Origin of the sequence: Aliivibrio sp. S3MY1 (assembly GCF_028765575.1) — a bacterium.
GTDB lineage: Bacteria > Pseudomonadota > Gammaproteobacteria > Enterobacterales > Vibrionaceae > Aliivibrio.
Window position 1 is genome coordinate 30,655 of sequence record NZ_JARACO010000004.1, and the last position, 18,375, is coordinate 49,029.

21 protein-coding genes are annotated in these 18,375 nt (G+C 38.3%); 5 read left to right on the forward strand and 16 right to left on the reverse strand.

Annotated features, from left to right (window positions below):
• Positions 1 to 61: 61 nt before the first annotated feature.
• The 3 genes from PVK62_RS03960 to tyrR all read right to left on the reverse strand — a co-directional run bounded on the left by PVK62_RS03960 (position 62) and on the right by tyrR (position 2,512).
• Positions 62 to 271 (reverse strand): hypothetical protein, encoded by a 210-nt coding sequence (locus PVK62_RS03960; protein ID WP_274442940.1) that lies wholly within the window; start codon positions 269 to 271, stop codon positions 62 to 64.
• A gap of 126 nt (positions 272 to 397) precedes the next feature.
• Positions 398 to 955 carry a ribosomal protein S5-alanine N-acetyltransferase gene (gene rimJ / locus PVK62_RS03965; RefSeq protein WP_274442941.1) on the reverse strand — a complete coding sequence of 186 codons (558 nt, stop codon included), beginning with the start codon at positions 953 to 955 and terminating at the stop codon, positions 398 to 400.
• Positions 956 to 964: 9 nt separating this feature from the next.
• Positions 965 to 2,512, reverse strand: a complete 1,548-nt coding sequence (gene tyrR / locus PVK62_RS03970; protein ID WP_274442942.1) for a transcriptional regulator TyrR — start codon at positions 2,510 to 2,512, stop codon at positions 965 to 967.
• Between the two features lie 147 nt (positions 2,513 to 2,659).
• Here tyrR and PVK62_RS03975 point away from each other — a divergent pair, with 147 nt between their 5' ends.
• Genes PVK62_RS03975 through PVK62_RS03985 form a run of 3 tightly spaced genes read left to right on the forward strand, consistent with a single transcriptional unit; the run spans position 2,660 to position 6,954 of the window.
• Positions 2,660 to 3,604, forward strand: coding sequence for a YbgA family protein (locus tag PVK62_RS03975; RefSeq protein ID WP_274442943.1), 945 nt, complete (start codon positions 2,660 to 2,662; stop codon positions 3,602 to 3,604).
• A complete protein-coding gene (gene phrB / locus PVK62_RS03980) occupies positions 3,594 to 5,033 on the forward strand; it encodes a deoxyribodipyrimidine photo-lyase (protein ID WP_274442944.1) in 1,440 nt (479 codons plus the stop codon). Before PVK62_RS03975 ends, phrB begins: the two co-directional genes overlap by 11 nt.
• 52 nt (positions 5,034 to 5,085) lie before the next feature.
• On the forward strand, positions 5,086 to 6,954 hold the full coding sequence (locus PVK62_RS03985; RefSeq protein WP_274442945.1) for an alkaline phosphatase family protein: 1,869 nt from the start codon (positions 5,086 to 5,088) through the stop codon (positions 6,952 to 6,954).
• Between the two features lie 39 nt (positions 6,955 to 6,993).
• Here the strand turns inward: PVK62_RS03985 and PVK62_RS03990 are convergent, their stop codons facing one another.
• Positions 6,994 to 7,131, reverse strand: a complete 138-nt coding sequence (locus tag PVK62_RS03990) for a hypothetical protein (RefSeq protein WP_105064051.1) — start codon at positions 7,129 to 7,131, stop codon at positions 6,994 to 6,996.
• 181 nt (positions 7,132 to 7,312) lie between these two features.
• Here PVK62_RS03990 and PVK62_RS03995 point away from each other — a divergent pair, with 181 nt between their 5' ends.
• The gene (locus PVK62_RS03995; RefSeq protein WP_274442946.1) at positions 7,313 to 8,260 is read left to right on the forward strand and encodes a ChaN family lipoprotein; all 948 of its coding nucleotides are present in this window, start codon (positions 7,313 to 7,315) and stop codon (positions 8,258 to 8,260) included.
• Between the two features lie 100 nt (positions 8,261 to 8,360).
• On the opposite strand, the gene PVK62_RS04000 is transcribed toward PVK62_RS03995, so the two are convergent.
• The 10 genes from PVK62_RS04000 to PVK62_RS04045 all read right to left on the reverse strand — a co-directional run bounded on the left by PVK62_RS04000 (position 8,361) and on the right by PVK62_RS04045 (position 15,823).
• On the reverse strand, positions 8,361 to 8,879 hold the full coding sequence (locus PVK62_RS04000) for a DUF3833 domain-containing protein (RefSeq protein WP_274442947.1): 519 nt from the start codon (positions 8,877 to 8,879) through the stop codon (positions 8,361 to 8,363).
• Positions 8,879 to 9,385 (reverse strand): chalcone isomerase family protein, encoded by a 507-nt coding sequence (locus tag PVK62_RS04005; RefSeq protein ID WP_274442948.1) that lies wholly within the window; start codon positions 9,383 to 9,385, stop codon positions 8,879 to 8,881. Before PVK62_RS04005 ends, PVK62_RS04000 begins: the two co-directional genes overlap by 1 nt.
• Positions 9,330 to 9,902 carry a DUF2878 domain-containing protein gene (locus PVK62_RS04010; RefSeq protein ID WP_274442949.1) on the reverse strand — a complete coding sequence of 191 codons (573 nt, stop codon included), beginning with the start codon at positions 9,900 to 9,902 and terminating at the stop codon, positions 9,330 to 9,332. Before PVK62_RS04010 ends, PVK62_RS04005 begins: the two co-directional genes overlap by 56 nt.
• An 80-nt stretch (positions 9,903 to 9,982) precedes the next feature.
• The gene (locus tag PVK62_RS04015; RefSeq protein WP_274442950.1) at positions 9,983 to 11,257 is read right to left on the reverse strand and encodes an SAM-dependent methyltransferase; all 1,275 of its coding nucleotides are present in this window, start codon (positions 11,255 to 11,257) and stop codon (positions 9,983 to 9,985) included.
• A 10-nt stretch (positions 11,258 to 11,267) separates the two neighbouring features.
• Positions 11,268 to 11,999, reverse strand: coding sequence for a DUF1365 domain-containing protein (locus tag PVK62_RS04020; protein WP_274442951.1), 732 nt, complete (start codon positions 11,997 to 11,999; stop codon positions 11,268 to 11,270).
• The gene (locus PVK62_RS04025; protein WP_274442952.1) at positions 11,996 to 13,273 is read right to left on the reverse strand and encodes an NAD(P)/FAD-dependent oxidoreductase; all 1,278 of its coding nucleotides are present in this window, start codon (positions 13,271 to 13,273) and stop codon (positions 11,996 to 11,998) included. The genes PVK62_RS04020 and PVK62_RS04025 overlap by 4 nt, the downstream gene beginning before the upstream one ends.
• Positions 13,273 to 14,010, reverse strand: coding sequence for an SDR family NAD(P)-dependent oxidoreductase (locus tag PVK62_RS04030; RefSeq protein WP_274442953.1), 738 nt, complete (start codon positions 14,008 to 14,010; stop codon positions 13,273 to 13,275). The genes PVK62_RS04025 and PVK62_RS04030 overlap by 1 nt, the downstream gene beginning before the upstream one ends.
• Positions 14,007 to 14,435: a nuclear transport factor 2 family protein gene (locus PVK62_RS04035; protein ID WP_274442954.1), complete on the reverse strand. Its 429-nt coding sequence runs from the start codon at positions 14,433 to 14,435 to the stop codon at positions 14,007 to 14,009. The genes PVK62_RS04030 and PVK62_RS04035 overlap by 4 nt, the downstream gene beginning before the upstream one ends.
• A 124-nt stretch (positions 14,436 to 14,559) precedes the next feature.
• Positions 14,560 to 15,213 carry a ChrR family anti-sigma-E factor gene (locus tag PVK62_RS04040; RefSeq protein ID WP_274442955.1) on the reverse strand — a complete coding sequence of 218 codons (654 nt, stop codon included), beginning with the start codon at positions 15,211 to 15,213 and terminating at the stop codon, positions 14,560 to 14,562.
• Positions 15,206 to 15,823: a sigma-70 family RNA polymerase sigma factor gene (locus PVK62_RS04045; protein WP_274442956.1), complete on the reverse strand. Its 618-nt coding sequence runs from the start codon at positions 15,821 to 15,823 to the stop codon at positions 15,206 to 15,208. Before PVK62_RS04045 ends, PVK62_RS04040 begins: the two co-directional genes overlap by 8 nt.
• A gap of 288 nt (positions 15,824 to 16,111) precedes the next feature.
• Here PVK62_RS04045 and PVK62_RS04050 point away from each other — a divergent pair, with 288 nt between their 5' ends.
• Positions 16,112 to 16,438, forward strand: a complete 327-nt coding sequence (locus PVK62_RS04050; protein WP_274442957.1) for a c-type cytochrome — start codon at positions 16,112 to 16,114, stop codon at positions 16,436 to 16,438.
• On the opposite strand, the gene PVK62_RS04055 is transcribed toward PVK62_RS04050, so the two are convergent.
• Both PVK62_RS04055 and PVK62_RS04060 read right to left on the reverse strand, forming a co-directional pair.
• The gene (locus PVK62_RS04055; RefSeq protein ID WP_274442958.1) at positions 16,405 to 17,637 is read right to left on the reverse strand and encodes a cysteine desulfurase-like protein; all 1,233 of its coding nucleotides are present in this window, start codon (positions 17,635 to 17,637) and stop codon (positions 16,405 to 16,407) included. The genes PVK62_RS04050 and PVK62_RS04055 overlap by 34 nt on opposite strands.
• Positions 17,621 to 18,277: a 2OG-Fe dioxygenase family protein gene (locus PVK62_RS04060; protein ID WP_274442959.1), complete on the reverse strand. Its 657-nt coding sequence runs from the start codon at positions 18,275 to 18,277 to the stop codon at positions 17,621 to 17,623. Before PVK62_RS04060 ends, PVK62_RS04055 begins: the two co-directional genes overlap by 17 nt.
• Between the last annotated feature and the right edge of the window lie 98 nt (positions 18,278 to 18,375).

Here is an 18,375-nt window from a genome sequence, read left to right on the forward strand (position 1 = left end):
AAACCGATACCTTTGACTAAAAGTGTATCGGTTTTATTTGCTGTTAACGTAAAATTTGTCGTTATTTTACTTTAGGCTCATTGGTAAAATCATCTTCTACTAGCTTGTAGATAATGAAAATAGCCAGCTCTAATAATACGGTCAGCACCAAGCTCATGATCACGTAGCGCTCACTGAAAATACCAATACCATGTAGTACGGTTGATTGAATAACAAATGCACCAACAACACCTAAAATCAGCAATTGTAAAAACTTAATGAACTTCAGCATGTAAATTCCTTCTTTATTATCATTGTCTTAAAAATCATCTTAATAGAGTACACCAATTAAACGACTTCTCTATGCTAACTTTCAATTTAAACCATTTTTTCTTATATTTATGCCAAAAAAATAGAATTATTCTGGCAGCCAATGGTTATTTATCTTAGAGGTAAGAATATGGTCTTCCCATGCACCATTAATGTAGAGGTAATCTTTCGCCTCTCCCTCTTTAACAAAACCCAGTGTCGATAACACATTACCACTTTTTTTATTGTGTGGAATATACGCAGCCATGATCCGATGAAGATGTTGAACAGAGAACATCCAATCCACCGTATGCTCTAGCGCGCGCTGCATAATCCCATTACCTTGATAATGTTCATCAAGAGAGTAGCCAACATGACCGGCGTGAAATGGAAAGCGAGTAATGTTACTAAAACTCACTGAGCCAATAATTTTCTTCTCCTGAGTATCAAAAATCACAAAATAGAAAGCCAAATTATGTTTATGTAATTCAGCCAATTGCAATAAACGTTGCTTCCAACCTTCAGCGGTAAAGAAGGAGTTCGCGCGCTTGGGCTCCCATGGTTCTAAATGGTGTCGATTGCGCATAAAGTAATTAGCAATCATCACAGAATCACTGCTTTTAATTAAACGAACTTGATAATGGTCAAACTCAAAATGCACATCCATGTCATTCCCCTACTTCTTACCTATTCCGTAGTCTCGCAACTTATTCGCTATTGCGGTATGCGAAACACCTAATCGTTTTGCTAATTTACGACTGGATGGGAACTCACCGTATAGTCCAGTTAGGATCATTGATTCATACGATTTCATGATCTCATCAAGTGTGCCATCTACATTAATATCCATCATATTTGCTGCTTTAGCATCTGATATTGGCAGCATGAAATGTGAGGTATTTAACTGATTTCTATCCATTTGAGTTAACGCTTTTAGTGTCGAACTCTTTAACTGGCGTACATTTCCCGGCCATGAATAACTGCGTAAATACTCATACACCTCTTCTGAAATAGACGGTTTAACAATAGCCAACTCTTTGCATAACTGAGCCACAAAAAACTCAAACAAAGTAGCAATATCAGAAGGACGCTCACGCAGTGGTGGGATCTCCAAAAATAATACGTTTAAGCGATAATAAAGATCTTCTCTGAATACGCCTTGTTCCACTAATTCTAGTAGTTCCTTCTTACTTGCGCCAATGATCCCTACATCAACATGGATCTCTTTCTCTTCACCCACTCGACGAAAATTACCATCTTGAATAAAACGTAACAGTTTGATTTGTAACAGTGGGCTCATCTCACTGATCTCATCAAAGAAGACCGTGCCACCATCCGCTTGCTCAATGATCCCTTTTTTTCCTTCAGGCATATTAGGGAATGCACCTGGAGCGTAGCCAAACAATTCAGTCTCAGCGACATCATCAGGCATGGCTGCACAGTTAACCACCATGAAGGCTTTTCCTGAACGGATAGAGGCATTGTGACAAGCACGAGCTAACATTTCTTTGCCTGTGCCCGTTTCACCTTGGATCAATAATGATTGATCAATATCTGATAATTTCTTTGCTTGTGAGATCAAGGTTTTATATTTAGTCGAAGACCCTACAAAATGCTCAAAGCCAAGATTAGAGGATTCTGGAATAAATGGACGAGCTAATTTTAGATCCATTGCAGGTTTGATGATCACTACTGCACTGGCTAAAATTGAGGCATTATCATCATCGGTAATGTATACCGGCATGATTTCCATCACGTAATTCATGCCTGCAATATCCATAGACTCTCGCTGACGAACACGAGACTCTTCTAACCAATGCATCACATTAAAATTTGGTAATAACATACTCGCAGGCTCACCAATGAGTGCCTCTTTATCTACATTAAATAAAGACGCAACTGCCTGATTTGCATTATCAATTTTCCCTTTGAGATCAATTGCAAATACAGGATCCGGTAAGGTACTTAATACTGCGAGTAATTCCATATTACGACGTTCACTTGGTAAGAATGGAATTTTACGAACATCCATAACGCCATCAATTCGACGAATTTTGGCCATTAGTTGGCTGAACTCATCAAATTCTACTTCAGGAAAATTAAGATATATTAAGCCTGTTTTTTCAATCTCAATATCTCGTAAATCAATATTCTGAGAAGCCAGAATATCTAACAATTCACGGGTTAGACCTAATCGATCTTTACATTGCACTTCAAGACGCACAAAAATTCCTTAAATAATAGGTGTCACAATATGTTTACAGTCAGTTTGCGTGAGTACAAAAAAAGAGTCAAGCTGAAGTGATCCAAATCGAGCGTTAATTCGTTTAAATACTTATTGATAATAAAAATAAGCAATGGAGAGTCAATTATGGATATTCAAGTTGGTATAAGTTCTTGTGTTAATGGTGCCAGTGTTCGGTTTGATGGTGGACATAAAAGCAACAAGTTTGCTTCTAAAGTTCTTGCGCCCTATTTTTCTTATGTCCCTATTTGCCCAGAAGTTGGCAGCGGTATGTCGGTACCAAGGCCCACCATACGCTTAATCACAAATGAAGAGAGAATTGCCCTTGTTGATTCAAAAGATGCCTCTTTAGACTATACAGATTCAATGATCGACTTCTCACAAAAAACGGTGAATCGTTTAAAAGAAACAGAGATGTGTGGTTATATTGTTTGTGCGAATTCGCCAAGCTGTGGCATGGAACGCGTTAAGGTATACAGTAAAAACAGTGCGACAAAAAATGGCGTTGGTCTTTACACTCAAATCCTAATGAAGGAAATGCCTTGGCTACCAGTAGAAGAAGATGGTCGATTAAGCGATCCTGTACTTAAAGAGAACTTTATTACTCGTGTATTTTGTTTACACGATTTATATCAATCAATGGAGGGAGCTCCAACCGCAGGGAAAATCATCGCATTCCATTCTCGTTATAAATACACTCTGATGTCACACTCCACCGTTGGATATAAAAACTTAGGCAAATTGGTGGCTAAAGTGGCTGATTACGATATTAATGAGTTTTTTGCTATTTATCGTACGCAGCTAATGCAGACAATGGCGATCCGAGCTTCTCGCAAGAACAACACGAATGTATTAATGCATCTTCAGGGATATTTCAAAAAAGAACTTGAGTCACCACAAAAACAAGAGCTTGCTCAAATAATCCAAGATTACAATCAAGGGTTATTGCCTTTGCTTTCACCAATTACCTTAATTAAGCACCATTTAGGTATTCATACCAATGAGTATTTAGCAAAGCAATCTTTCCTTAATCCATACCCTCAAGAGCTGAGATTACGTTATGGATTATAAACTAACCATGCAATGCGTTTGGTTTCGTACCGATTTAAGAGTGGCGGATAACCCAGCGTTATCCGCAGCGCTTGCTAATCAAGTACCGACTATTGCTATCTTTGTTGCAAGCGAATCTCAATGGCAGCAACACCATAAAGCATCCATTCAAATCGATTTGATAAAGAGGCGCTTACTTGAGCTTGAAAAAGAGCTTCACTCATTAAATATCCCTTTGCTGGTATTATCTTGCCCTTGGTTCAAGGATGTTCCACCACAACTGCACGGATTATGTAAAGATCTTGGTATATCACATCTATTTGCCAATAAAGAATATGAAGCAGATGAATTAAGCAGAGATGCCAATGTTGCAACCCAACTCTCTGATGTTCAATGTGCTTTTTATGATGCTAAATGTGCCGTAGATGTTGGAAAGGTACGGAATAAAGCCCACCAGCCTTATAAGGTTTTTACACCCTTTAAAAAAGCATGGAGAGAGTACTTTTATCAGCACTTTCCAAGCATTGAAAAAGTGACCGCTTCAGTTGAGTTATCGGCGACACAGTTACGCTCACTTCAACGTTATCATGACCCTACATTTACTGGCTCTATCAGTAATGAAAGTAAGGCGTGGTCAGTTTCAAATAAAACAATAGTCGATGCCATGCGTCAGTTTTGTCGCGAAAAATCACAACAATATGATGAGCAACGAGATTACCCTGCAATTGAAGGGACGAGTCAACTCTCTCCTTATCTAGCTATTGGCGCGATTTCAGCAAAACAGTGCATTTTACGTTTGCATTTGGAAGCAAATAACCAATTAACTCAGGGGCAAGAAATTTGGCTTGATGAGTTAATATGGCGAGAGTTCTACACTCATCTACTTCACTTTTATCCATTATTATCTAAAAACCACGCTTTTTTAAGCTTTGACAAATACATTGAATGGAATAACGACAGAGACAAATTTGAACAGTGGTGTAAAGGCGAAACCGGTTTCCCTATTGTTGATGCTGCAATGAAACAACTCAACAATACCGGTTGGATGCATAATCGCCTGCGAATGATCACCGCCAGTTTTTTAGTTAAAGATTTACACATTGATTGGCGTTGGGGCGAACAGTACTTTATGTCAAAACTTATTGATGGTGACTTTGCCTCGAATAATGGCGGTTGGCAGTGGTGTGCATCAGTAGGTTGTGACAGCACACCTTACTTTCGGATATTCAACCCCACCACCCAAAGTGAACGCTTTGATAATAAAGGGGTTTTCATTAAGTATTGGTTACCTGAATTAACAGCCCTAACAGGAAAACTGCTGCATCAGCCCAATAGTAAACCACTATTAAAGCCTGATAATTATGTAGAGCCTATTATTGAGCATGCAATACAGCGCTTAACAACATTGGATATCTACAAAAACGCCAAAGCTCAAGATGTTGCAAGTTAGTCATAGCAAGTATTATGATGGTCTCATCTGTTATTAAGAGTTGTATTAATTGATGTCTAAATCACTGCCTTTTATTCTTGCTGGACCTATGGTTCGAAAAACGATGGCTCATGAAATTAACCTATGGTTATCCACTACTAAACCATTGCATGGTCGAACGAAGATCAGTACCAACAGTGGTGAGTACGAGTTTGAAATCACACAAGAACAAGGCATTCAATTAGGTCAATGCGCTTGGGTTTATCTTCTACGCTGCCAAGCTGATTTCCCGGTTAATCAACGTATCCAATATGATATCGACACTCAAGATGGTTTGTTGTCACAACTGGTTCCTGACGCGTTATATGAAGATGAGTCTTCTTTTACCTTATTCATCAAAGACAAGGCTGATTATGTCTTACATGGATCTTGTCGTAACCCTCATTATGCCAGTAAAGACAGCTTAGTTATTGCAAACCAACAACTAAAGACACAAGCCCTTGAAGAGAGAGCCGCTTTACTGATGATGAGTGGTGATCAAATCTATGCCGATGATGTAGCTGGACCTATGCTGCATGCTATTCAACAAATTATTCCTCAATTAGGATTATTTGAAGAAACTCTAATTCACTCAGAAATCACCAATGATACTGAGTTATATGCCCATCCTCATAATTTGTATTACCGAGATAAGATCTTGCCACATTATGTCGAGAGGAATAATTTTTTATCTCGCTGCAGCCTGTATCAAACTCGTCCTATTTTCAGCTCAACAAAGCATGAAAACCATTTAATGAGTATTGCTGAATTTTTTGTCATGTACTTACTCGTATGGTCCCCGACTTTGTGGAAGCGCATTACTCTGCCAAACTCATTGCCTAATCTAGAGCCAAAATGGCAAAAAATGTGGCAAGAAGAAAAACAGCAGATCGATCTTTTTGTTGCAGGCTTAAACGATGCACAACAACTGTTTGCGCATATGCCGACCTATATGATTTTTGATGATCACGATATTACTGATGATTGGAATTTAACTATTGGCTGGGAAAATGCCGTAAATGGTGATCTACTAGCCTCTCAAGTCATTGGTAATGGCTTGATCAGCTATTTTCTATGTCAAGGTTGGGGAAATAACCCAGAGCAGTTTGATGAAGAGTTCCTAACATCATTCAGAGCGTTATTTGCCAATTACGACAACGCACAGCATCATAAATTAATTTGGCAACTTACTCGCTTTGAACAATGGCATTACTCGATCCACACCAGTCCAAAAATGGTGGTACTAGATACACGTACTCGCCGCTGGCGCTCAGAATCTAACACCAATAAGCCCTCTGGTTTGATGGATTGGGAGGCTTTGCTCGATCTTCAGCATGAACTAATAGATCAAGAGTCCATCATTATCGTTTCAGCAACGCCAATATTTGGGGTTAAGTTTATTGAAGCTCTCCAAAAAACCATGACGATACTTGGGCAACCATTAATGGTTGATGCTGAAAATTGGATGACTCACCCAGGCTCAGCAAATACATTATTGAGTATTCTGACTCACCCTAAAACACCACAAAACTTTGTAATTCTGTCTGGTGATGTGCATTACTCTTTCGCCTATGACATTAAATTACGTCATAGTAAATCAAGCCCTGATATTTACCAGATCACCTGCAGTGGGTTTAAAAATGAGTTTCCCAATAAGCTATTACGTGTATGTGATTTTATGGACAGAGTACTTTATAGCCCACATTCACCGTTAAACTGGTTCACGAAACGTAAGAATTTATTAGTCACCAAACGAGATCCATCGGTCGCCAATAACGATAAGCTCATTAATAAAAGTTCAATTGGGGAGTTAAGATTGGATGAAAAAGGCAAGCCGGAGCAGATTTCAATTTTAACCGCGGAAGGAGAATCTATTTCCTTCTTGCCTAAATCAAGTGATTAAATCACTTTGTACTATTAAAAATAGTGAGCATTGAAAACATTAATCGTTGAGGGTAGTGTCAGAACCACTCTCAACCTCTATTGAATTATGGAAATATAGACCCGCTTCAATTGCGTCTAGCCACTCTAATTCCACCTCTTCATGATACCTCGTTTTATCAAGGTAGTTTGCACTCATAGTAATATCCTTATGTGAGTTCCAAGAGCCCGATTATACGAGTCTTGAATTGCAATACTGTGACAGAGATACGAGTTCTAGTTCAAATTACACCATCACAAATGGTAATGATTACTATTAAGATTGAATTATCTCTCGTTTTATCCTACTCTATAGGACTGTTCTCTATTGAATCTCTATTATGAAATCCACGGTTTTATTTTCTCTTGCTTCTGTTCTTTTATTGTCAGGCTGCAGTCAACAAATTCAATCGACATCAGCACCTTCCCAAGCTATCACCAGTTTCTATGATTATCAATTACTATCACCAGCAGGCTCTCCTTTGTCCCTTAGTGCTTTACCTCAAGAGATAATTGATGCTGATGTAATTCTTATTGGTGAATGGCACACTCATGCCGCTATCCATCGCTTTCAAACCGATTTATTTAAACAACTCTCTGCAACAAACCCTAAATTAGCGTTATCTATGGAGCAGTTCAGCCGTAATAAACAAACCGTTGTTGATGAGTATTTGTCAGGAAAAATTGGCGAACAAACGTTAATGTCTGACGCTAACGCATGGCCCAATTATGAAAGCGATTATCGTCCATTAGTTGAAATTGCAAAGGCTAAAGGACGTGATGTGATCGCTGCAAATGCCCCAAAGCCAATCGTAAAATGCATTGGTCAACAAGGCATTAGTTATGTTGATAAACTCGATATTGATGAAAAGTCATGGTTAGCTAAAAACATCGACCTTTCTGACTCCCCTTATAAATCAAAATTCTTAGCTTCTATGCACCACGGCGATGAAGAACAAACTCAGAAACAATTTGCAGCTCAGATGACGTGGGATGCCACCATGGCAGAAAGCATTGTTAATTACCTAGCGCTACACCCTAAAGCGCAAATCATGCATATTGCAGGAAAATTTCATATTGAGAATGGTCTAGGCACAGCGGCACAAATAGTAAAATTAAACCCAAAGCTTAATGTCGTGGTTATCTCCCCAATAGAAAAAGCTTCTAATGAAGACTCTGACTATCAACTGGAAGTTTTAACTCCACCAAAACGCTTTGTGAAACAAGAGAACATGATGAAAGCATACAAAGCGATTAAAAATCGTAACCATGATCTTGTATGTAAATGATTAAACAATAAGAAATAAAAACCACTCACTTCGACGAGGGAATAAAGTGAGTGGTTTTGGTTTAGCGTCATGTTTTATTTCAAGGTGTTTATTACATCTTTTATTTTCGGATAACCAATACGACTTGACCGACTTGAATACCCCATTTGTAAATTTCGGTTTGATTAATAACAACGGTGTCTGAAATTTGATAAATCCAATCATCAAATTCAACTTCATAGTGTGAATCATCTACCTTTAATATCATCGAATATTTCCAGTTAAGGGCGTTTCCTGCACTTTTTCCATCAGCCGTACCCAGAATGTCGCTGGCGGTTCCTGTGTATGAGTTATCACCTAGATCTTGAATAATCCACGTTCGTTCTTGCTCTTCACCGTCATTAAATAAAAACTGCTCATCTAGCGTTAATGTATCTCCACCCCATTGAGCCTGAAGATCAACGGTAAACGTTCTTATCACACTGCCATTAAAGTCCTTTACTATCCCTTCGGCCTTTAAATCACCTTGAAAAAAGGCTTTCATTGAAAATTCAGGGCTAGTGCCTGCGTAATCATTAATGTCTTGAGAAGAGCACCCTACTAATAGAATACTAAAAATAAATAGGACTATCTTTTTCATTATTTATCTCCTATCAATTCAAGACGTAGATTTGGGTAAGTGGTTTTTTCAGATACCCAAATATCAAGAAAAAGTTGAGAAAAGTCTTTATTCGCTATTTTTCCAATGGGTTTATCATTTAGAAAAAACTGATTATTCCCTATCTCATCAATGCTAAAAACTAATTTATCTTCCGGTTTCACATCAGGAAATACCTGCTCTAATTCAACTAACCAAGAATCTAAATCAGGATGCTTAATTGATTGCTCTTCCCATTGTTCTTTCGTCGCTTTAATTAGGTTTTCTTTCGTGATATTACGGTAATATTCAATCTCAAGTGCTTGTGGATATTGACCATAGACAAACTGGCCTGAAGTAGTAAACAGTTGCGCTTCATACACTGAGATTAAGAACCACGACAGTTCTGATTTACCACTGCTTTGTAGACCTTGTAATGGGGCCGCAACCACACTATTTATTGTTAATAGGCTTACTACTATGGTGAGTATATTTATCAATCTTCTCATGATCCTTCCCCTCATTATTTATTCTTGCTCTTAAACGCTTTTGAATAATAATAAATACGGGTAGATTAACCGCCCAGATCACCCCAATTGAAAATAAAGTGATTTGATATGAATATGAGAACTCCACAGCCCCTAATCGATGTCCCGCTAAATAGTTTAGCGGGCCTGCAATCGCACCAAGTAAAGCAATTAAACTAAGATGAAAGCGTGATAACCACCCTAAACTGTGATTGATAGCAAAACCAAAATGACACCACAATAAAATGAGCCAAACAGGAATTAGTGCATTATTAGGAAATTGATACACGCCGGTCAATGACAGTAATACATCCCCCAAAACACCTAACATCGAAATTAAAATGAGTAAATAAAAGTCTATTTTTCGTGTTGGTGATAGCAAAAGATGAAGCAATATTGAAACGAGTAAAAAAGGTGTCGCTTGCTGTTGATAAAGGATCACGGAAAACCAAATCACTTGAAACCAAATAGCATTAATAAGGGGGAAATAACGTGACATTGAAGCCTCCTACCATATCAATCTAAAGAAGTAATTGTTTGCTGACTTATCTAGATTGATATAATGCAAATAATTATCGACTAGCACACTCCATGTTGTGGTTTGGCAGCCACTAAATGCACAGTGCTGATCTTGCGTTCTAAAAAACCACCTTCGCAATAACAAAGATAGAACTGCCATAAACGAATAAAATCATCGCCATAACCCATTTGTTTTAAATCACTATTTGCATCATCAAAACGCTCATACCAATGACGTAATGTTTTTGCGTAATCTAAGCCGATGTCATGCAGAGAAGTAATCACCATATCGGTATTTTGTGCCACTTTATTTGCCATAACACTAACCGATGGTAAACAGCCGCCAGGAAAGATATAACGCTGGATAAAATCGACGCTTTTACGGTATTGGTTATAACGTTGATCTGCAATCGTAATGGCTTGAATTAACATTTTACCTTCAGGCTTTAGATGACTACTGCATACGTCAAAGAAAGTACTTAGGTATTCGTGTCCTACTGCTTCTATCATTTCTATCGAAACTAATTTGTCGTATTGACCTTCAAGGGTACGATAGTCTTGCTTTAGAAGCGTAATTCGATCTTCTAGGCCTAAAGCTTTTACCCTCTGCTCTGCAAATTCATATTGAGCATCAGAAATCGTCGTTGTGGTAACATTGACACCATAATGCTGTGCAGCGTAAATAGCCAAAGCTCCCCAGCCCGTGCCTATTTCAAGTAAGGTTTCCCCCTCTTTTAGTTCAAGTCGCTCACAAATGGTGTGTAATTTAAATAACTGAGCTTCTTCTAAATTTGCATCTGCATTGGGGTAGATAGCACTTGAATACAACATCTCTTTATCCAGAAACGTTTTGTACATTTCATTGCCGAGATCGTAATGCGCTAAAATGTTCTTTTTAGATCCTTGTTTGGTATTTTTATTGCGCTTGTGGTTTATTAAATCAAAAAACTGAATCAGTTTACTGAAGCTATTTTCGACTCTATCAAGCACGCTTTCTTCACGGCCTAGCACTTGGATAACCTTGGTTAAGTTCGGACTTGTCCACCAACCAGCGACATACGCCTCACTCGCACCAATACCACCACCAAATAAAATTTTTCGATACGCTTCGGTATTATGAATTTCGACCACGGCTTGCAAAGGGGCTAATGGATCACCCAAAACAACTTGTCCTGATTGGTCATTTATCGTCAGTGAGGCTTGAGTCATTTTTCCTAAATAATCCAATAACACTTTACGCGCCATGCCATCAATCCAACGCATTGACTTATTGTATTTACCATTGGTTAGTACTGATTCTTTCAATACTGTTCTCTCTATTTGATTACTAGCCATTGCTCTCTCCTTATTGCTCTGGGTGTGGTACAAACGGGATTCGTTTTATGAATAATTTCAATGCTTGCCAATAAATGCCCCATACTATTTTTACGGTCATCACGGGAATAGAGATCACTTGTTCACGTATATTTTTTGAATTAAATTCTTTTCGTGTCATGGCTATCGTTGCATCAAAAATTTTTTCTTGCTCTTCATCTAAGCCACGGTTTTCTAAGTGTAGCGATAATCGCTTGCTTGGCGCTTTAATAAACCAATGATATTTCATATTCAGATCCAAAAAAGGCGATACATGAAAGGTCTTATCTATGATTTGCTCAGAGCCAATTGTTATTAAGTAATAGTGAGTTTGATCCCATGGCGTATTACTTACTTCAGCCAATAAATCAGTCAACTCATTTTGTTGGTTATAACAGTAATAAAGATTAATCGGACTAAAATAGATCCCAAAACAACGTACCTGCCCAACAAAAAGCACTCGACCTTGGCTGTTATTTCCACCCAATTCACTCACTTTATTCCACACCGATTCTTTTAAAGATTCACTCTCACTACCAAGATAATCAGAACGTCGAAAGCTTAGGGGAGCAAAACGTCCTTTCTTGAACCACCCTACCTGTTCTGTGTTCTCTAATTCATCCAAATCTAAAGCGACAAAGAACATCTGATAACTAAAGCTATGTGCTTTTGTTTGAAATCGTCTGTGTCTTATGTCGCCATAATATAGACAGGAATTGATCATAGGCTAATACCAAAACGTTGACATACATCCAGTGCACTTCTTACGCCATCTTCATGAAAGCCGTTATACCAATATGCACCAGCAAAGTGGGTATGGTGACGACCGCAAATTTCTTCTCGACGAGCTTGTGCCTCTATAGTGTCAGTATTAAATACCGGATGATCGTATTTATATGAGCCTAATATTTTATCTTTATGAATCAATGGTGAGTTGTTTAAGGTGACACAAAATGTTGTTTCTTTAGTCTCTAACCCTTGGAGGATATTCATGTTATAAGTCACGCTGGATGGGTTATTTTTATTCCCCGTATCAAGATGGTAATTCCAAGCCGCCCATGCCCGTTTTTGTATTGGCAATAAACTCTCATCGGTATGCATAACAACTTCATTTTCTTGATAGGTGAGTTTACTTAGCACTATTTTTTCAGCGCTTGTCATATCACTTAACATGGCTAATGACTGGTCGCTGTGACAAGCCAATACCACTTCATCAAAGTCATGCTTATCTTCACCATTTATCTCTAACGTGACTCCTCTAGGATTTCGAGTCACACTGGTTACTGGACTATTTAAATGAATTTTCTCTTTAAACATCGCAATCAGAGGTTTTATGTATGAATGAGATCCATTAGGGACCACATACCATTGAGGTCGATTCGCAATATCTAACAAACCATGATTATGGAAAAAACGAATGAAAAAATGTAACGGGAAGGCTTTCATATCCTGTAGGCTCGATGACCAAATAGCCGCGCCCATCGGTAAAATGTAGTGCTCAGAAAAATAGCTACTGTATTCATTACGGTATAAGAAATCACCTAATGTGCCATCGATGTCAAGAGCGATGTGATCATCACTGTGCTCCACACTCCACAACTCTTTACATTGTTTATTAAAACGTAAAATCTCACTAATTAAGGATAAAAACTTAGTATTGAGTAAGTTTGAGCGTTGGGCAAAAAGCGTATTTAAATTATGGCCATTATACTCAAGACCAGAAATAACATTTTTTACACTAAAACTCATTTCGGTTTCTTGTCCTGATAAACCAAGTTGAGTTAACAGCTCAATAAAGTTTGGGTAAGTTCGATCATTAAACACAATAAACCCAGTATCAATATCCCACTCTTTTCCTTCTGCTTTCACTCGTTTTGTTGCGGTATGCCCACCAATATAATCATTAGCTTCAAATACTGTCACATCGTGTTCTCGTGATAATAAATGCGCACACACCAATCCTGAAATACCGGTACCAACTACTGCAATTTTTTTCATTATCGTTTCATCCTTAAAGCGAGCCAGTGCCAAATACGATCTGGGAGACTTCCCATTAAAATTAAGAAACTCGTAAACGGAAATGGAAAATGAATGTGTTTTTTATTTTTATCTATGCCTGTAATTATATGCTCTGCGGCTTTATCAACGTCAATTAGCATTGGCATAGGAAAATCATTTTTATTTGTAAGCGGCGTTTTAACAAAACCAGGCGCAATCACACTAATCGTAAATTGCTCTGGTGATATATCTAATTGAAGCGATTTTGCCAAGTAATGGATTGCCGCTTTACTTGAGCCATACGCTTCTGCTCGTTGAAATGGTACATAAGAAGCACTTGAACCCATTAACGCTAAGTGACCGCCCTGCTTCATTTTTGGTATTAGCGCTTGTAAACAATACCCAATTGAAATGACATTCGTTGTGATCACTCGCTCAAATAATGCAGCGTCAAACTGAGTCGCATCATCGATGTATTCGCACGTTCCTGCATTGAGGATCACGGTATCTAGCATTTCAATCGTCGAAAGCGCTTCGAGGATTGAGTGACTATCATCAAGATCAAAAACGACCTCAATTAAACTACCCTTGCCTTTTGCGCTGGTTAAATATTCTGAATCAACATATCCAGAAAAATTACGACCACACGCATAAACTCGATCCCCTTGGTTAAGGTATTTTTCTGTTAAAGAAAGACCAATACCTGAGGTTGCCCCTGTAATTAATATTGTTTTCATGACTGCATTCTCTTTTTAATCAGCTTTACTGCTGAACCAAGAATTGGTAAATGCTCATACAACATTTGCCCCATGTCTAAGTAATCTCTGTGGTAATACACTCTTTCATTAAATTTAATATGTGAAGTGCCATCTACAGAAATACATTTCCCTTTACCTATTTTAGGATGACTGTATTCCATCGTCCAAAAAAGACTGGCTTCACCGTCATTCTCGATAACATGATGGATATGAAACTGACAATTTAAAATATTCTCGTATAGGTGCTCGAAATACTCGGTAAGCATAGTAAGCCCATCGATTTGGTGTACGGCATCAATAAATTGAATGTCATTGGAATAGATTTCAGGAAGGCGATGAAGGGTTGAGCGATCTAATTCACCATACAGTGATATAAATGTAGTAACAAAATTAGAATGCTTCATGATGATATATCCTTATTAAACTTATCAAATACTACGAGCTAGTATTCAAAAAAGATCACATCCTGTGATCTTTTTAATAAAAGGAAGTTAGCGTTAACTCAGCTTGCTTACCTATATTTATATATTAGTACAATAAGTTACCTATCGGATTGAATAATTTACTTATCCCTTGGGTAAAATGCAGTGGCGCATTTTGTACGGTGTAACATAAACACCCATCAGTGGTTTTAGGGCTATGCGCATGCGAAGAATCTAACCAAATAAAATCACCTTTATGATAATGTCCTGATTCATCTTCAAAACTGCCATCTAGCAATAAGGTTAACTCAAAGCCTTTATGGGTATGTGTTGGGATCACACCACCGGCATTGATGCGCAGTAAGTTAGATCGTGTCGCTCCCTCTTCTACCAAACGAGCACGACTGACCGCTCCCATTTGATTCCATTTCATATCGACATAACGAGTCAGTACACGAGGTAATTCATAATGAAAAGAATCAATAAAAATATGTTCTGCTGATGGCTCTTTCAAATAGCTAGTTTCAACCTCGGTATTTAATATACCGTTGAGCATTTGAGAAAAATCAATCGATTCCGCTTCTACTGGTTCTTGCCACGATTTTGCTGCAAACTCTTGAGTTAATTTCTCTGATTTACGTTTACAATGTTCACACAAATCACAATGTAGCGTCATACCAACAGCAAGAGATTCAGGTAAATCACCGTCAATATGAGAACGCAATAAAGCATCGCTAGGATGGTGGGTAATTTTATTCATGCTCATACTCCTGTCTTAATTTGGTTAATGCTAAACGCAGCCGTGATTTAATCGTCCCGATTGGTTCACTAAGTTGATCTGAAAGCTCTTGTTGAGTCAAACCTTGTTGATAAATCCCTTCAACAACTACTCGTTGATTAGCAGGCAATACGCTGACTGCTTTTTCCAATTTTTTAGTTTCAAGCCAATCTAACTCTACAGCCTCGACTTGCTTATCAAACAGAGGCCATAACTCGTCACTGACTGTATCTTCTTTATTTGATTGCATTTTACGTAACATATCAAAGCTGTGGTTACGCATGACGGTAAATATCCAACCAGAAGCACAACCTTTACTCTGATTGAATAGCGTGGCTTTTCGCCAAACAAGTGTCATCGTCTCTTGAACTAAATCCATTGCTAACGTTGGATCATTAAATTTCTTTAATCCATACGCTCTAATTTTGGGTGCAAACCAAGAAAACAGCTCAGAAAATGCCTGTTTATCTTGAGTTTCTCCCACCAGATTTAACCAAATATCTAGCTTTACTATCTCTTCTTCACTGTTTATAGGCAGTGGCTTATAACTAGAGTTCACTCGACTGCTAACCTCTATTGGCTGAGTTTGCATACCTACCTCCGTAATTATTTCTAACTATTACGCAAGAGATTCGTATTTAGATCACTCTTTAGACTATAAACGGTTTTAGCACATCATATCTTGAAAAAATACGCAGAATGTGGCGCTCACTCTCAAATAAAAAATGTAGCTCACATGGATTGATGCCTATTCGAAAAAGAAAAAGACTTACTTTATACGCCAGAGTCAATCTCATAAATTGGGAGATTACCTATTGTTCGAATATAAACAATAACTTAATATAAGAACTACAATGAACATGAGTAAAAACTAACAATAATGAATAAGTTGATTTTGATTGCCATACTTTGTACTTCAAGTGCTGGCTATGCCAAGACACTCGGTGATCCTGCTAAAGGAAAACTAAAAGCACCCAGTTGTATTTTTTGTCATGGTGCAACAGGAAAAGCAATGAATTCAAGCTATCCTAATTTGGATATGCAGAATGAAATGTATTTATATAACTCAATGAAATCTTATCAAAATGACGAACGAAAGGGCCCCCTAGCACAAATGATGAAGGCCCAACTGCAACGACTTAATGATCAAGATTTAAAAGATATTGCCTCGTTTTATGCCAGTGCATCTAATAACGAAAATAAGTAGTCTATTTCATCTATGGTGTTGTAATGCATAAAACCAATGCGAACAACACCACCGCACTCTTCTAGATTTAATTGCTTAACTAAGCCAAGCGCATAAAAATGCCCATTCCATACACATACATTATGCAAACCTAATGCTTTGGCTACTGCTTCTGGCGTATGGTCTTGAAGTCGAATCGCAAACGTTGGTGTCCGATGAGTGCAATATTCAGGGTCACTAATCCCAAACAATGAAATCCAAGGTCGACTGTCCAATTTATTTAAAAAATAGTGCGTCAATGCCAATTCATGTTGCTCATATTGAGTAAAACTAAAGATAAGTCTTTCTCGTAAACCCAGCTCTTTTACTCCCCATTGAGCCAAATACTCAATAGCGGCAGTAACGCCAACCAACCCTTCAAAGCTTTGTGTACCTGTCTCAAATCGGCCTGGCCCTATATTTGTAGCAGGCTCAACTTTGTATGGTGAAAGCGTTTGTAACCATTTGGTAGACACATAAGCAATGCCGACATGAGGGCCAAAAAATTTATACGCTGAGCAGGCTAAAAAATCACAATCAAGATCTTGCACATCGATCAAATGGTGAGGGGCGTAGTGCACGGCATCAACATATACTATTGCATCAACACCATGCGCAGCGTTAATCATTGACTTCACATCAACTAAAGAGCCAGTGGTATTAGAAGCGAGCGTCGTGGCAACCAACTTGGTTTTATCAGACAGCAGTGAATAAAAATGATCCATATCTAATGTGCAGTCAGTGGTGTTAACTCGAACCTGATGAACGATTACCCCTTTATCTTCTGCGGCTTGCTGCCAACTTGATACATTAGAATAATGATCCAACGCGGTAACGATGATCTCATCACCCGCTTTCCATTCTCGACTTATCGCTCGACTTAACTGAAACGTTAAGGACGTCATATTAGCACCAAAGACAATATTATTATTGCTTGGTGCATTTAATAGCGCAGCGCAAGAAGAGCGAGCAGTATCCATCACACTATTCGTTGTTTGGCTTGAAAAAAAATGGCCGCCTAAATTGGAATTAGAATAACCAAGGTACTCAATCATTGCTGTCAGTACAGAATTAGGCACTTGAGAGCCTCCGGGGCCATCTAAAAACAGCACCGGAAGCTCATTAATTGTTTGCGATAAAGATGAAAATTGCGAACGAGCTTGCTCAGGCGTGAAAGTCATTAACATTATCCTTTGCGGTTAATACAAATACATCCATATGCCCTTCCTGATCTTGTTCAATCAATCGAATTGGCTTGCCGTTGTGCCATAGCTTTCTATCATCAACCATAGCAACTTCGCCATCTTCTAAAATTTTTCTAAAAAACGGTTCTTCGTTTGAGTCTTTGTATACAAGCAATTCTCCCCCTTCGATATTTGATCGATCGATACCAATCAATGCAATATGATCAAAACCATCTTGGTGAACCCCTTCTGGCGCAATTTCGGTTTCTTCATAAATCGCTGCAATTCGCATTTGATGTATTTCAATCTCTTGCCCATTAGGTAAATGATTAAGGTCCATAAAGACCTGACACATTTCAGCCATGCCTTCACTGTGTAAGATCTTAGTTTCAATGCCTTCAAACTCACGAATCACATCACCTTGGTAATGATTGATCTCTTCACTTTGCACAAAGTTATGTTTATTCGTCTCGATAACGTTGTCGTTCACCATTTTTATAACGGAATAACGTCTTAATCGAAAGTTACCGTCCGCATGCATAGTCTTAGGCAGACCAGAAAATGAAGGGGCGAGTTGATGAACTGCCGCATGACTTAATTGTGTCAGCTGCAATGTGGTATCGTGTGAATGTAGCATGATGCCTCCCGCAATAAATTAACATATACTTTACATATCTATTATTTACGCAGAAATGCTGACAAATCAAACCACACAGTGCTTTACTTCACACAAAT

Excerpts from the sequence above, each read along its gene's own strand:
- PVK62_RS04025 (WP_274442952.1), bottom strand. The coding sequence starts at position 13,273 with ATGAAAAAAATTGCAGTAGTTGGTACCGGTATTTCAGGATTGGTGTGT.
- PVK62_RS04055 (WP_274442958.1), bottom strand. The coding sequence starts at position 17,637 with ATGACTTTCACGCCTGAGCAAGCTCGTTCGCAATTTTCATCTTTATCG.
- PVK62_RS03990 (WP_105064051.1), bottom strand. The coding sequence starts at position 7,131 with ATGAGTGCAAACTACCTTGATAAAACGAGGTATCATGAAGAGGTGGAA.
- PVK62_RS03995 (WP_274442946.1), top strand. The coding sequence starts at position 7,313 with ATGAAATCCACGGTTTTATTTTCTCTTGCTTCTGTTCTTTTATTGTCA.
- PVK62_RS04020 (WP_274442951.1), bottom strand. The coding sequence starts at position 11,999 with ATGATCAATTCCTGTCTATATTATGGCGACATAAGACACAGACGATTT.
- PVK62_RS04015 (WP_274442950.1), bottom strand. The coding sequence starts at position 11,257 with ATGGCTAGTAATCAAATAGAGAGAACAGTATTGAAAGAATCAGTACTA.
- rimJ (WP_274442941.1), bottom strand. The coding sequence starts at position 955 with ATGGATGTGCATTTTGAGTTTGACCATTATCAAGTTCGTTTAATTAAA.
- PVK62_RS04050 (WP_274442957.1), top strand. The coding sequence starts at position 16,112 with ATGAATAAGTTGATTTTGATTGCCATACTTTGTACTTCAAGTGCTGGC.
- PVK62_RS04060 (WP_274442959.1), bottom strand. The coding sequence starts at position 18,277 with ATGCTACATTCACACGATACCACATTGCAGCTGACACAATTAAGTCAT.
- PVK62_RS04000 (WP_274442947.1), bottom strand. The coding sequence starts at position 8,879 with ATGAAAAAGATAGTCCTATTTATTTTTAGTATTCTATTAGTAGGGTGC.
- PVK62_RS03985 (WP_274442945.1), top strand. The coding sequence starts at position 5,086 with ATGTCTAAATCACTGCCTTTTATTCTTGCTGGACCTATGGTTCGAAAA.
- phrB (WP_274442944.1), top strand. The coding sequence starts at position 3,594 with ATGGATTATAAACTAACCATGCAATGCGTTTGGTTTCGTACCGATTTA.
- PVK62_RS04005 (WP_274442948.1), bottom strand. The coding sequence starts at position 9,385 with ATGAGAAGATTGATAAATATACTCACCATAGTAGTAAGCCTATTAACA.
- PVK62_RS03975 (WP_274442943.1), top strand. The coding sequence starts at position 2,660 with ATGGATATTCAAGTTGGTATAAGTTCTTGTGTTAATGGTGCCAGTGTT.
- PVK62_RS03960 (WP_274442940.1), bottom strand. The coding sequence starts at position 271 with ATGCTGAAGTTCATTAAGTTTTTACAATTGCTGATTTTAGGTGTTGTT.
- PVK62_RS04040 (WP_274442955.1), bottom strand. The coding sequence starts at position 15,213 with ATGAATAAAATTACCCACCATCCTAGCGATGCTTTATTGCGTTCTCAT.
- PVK62_RS04045 (WP_274442956.1), bottom strand. The coding sequence starts at position 15,823 with ATGCAAACTCAGCCAATAGAGGTTAGCAGTCGAGTGAACTCTAGTTAT.
- PVK62_RS04030 (WP_274442953.1), bottom strand. The coding sequence starts at position 14,010 with ATGAAAACAATATTAATTACAGGGGCAACCTCAGGTATTGGTCTTTCT.
- PVK62_RS04010 (WP_274442949.1), bottom strand. The coding sequence starts at position 9,902 with ATGTCACGTTATTTCCCCCTTATTAATGCTATTTGGTTTCAAGTGATT.
- PVK62_RS04035 (WP_274442954.1), bottom strand. The coding sequence starts at position 14,435 with ATGAAGCATTCTAATTTTGTTACTACATTTATATCACTGTATGGTGAA.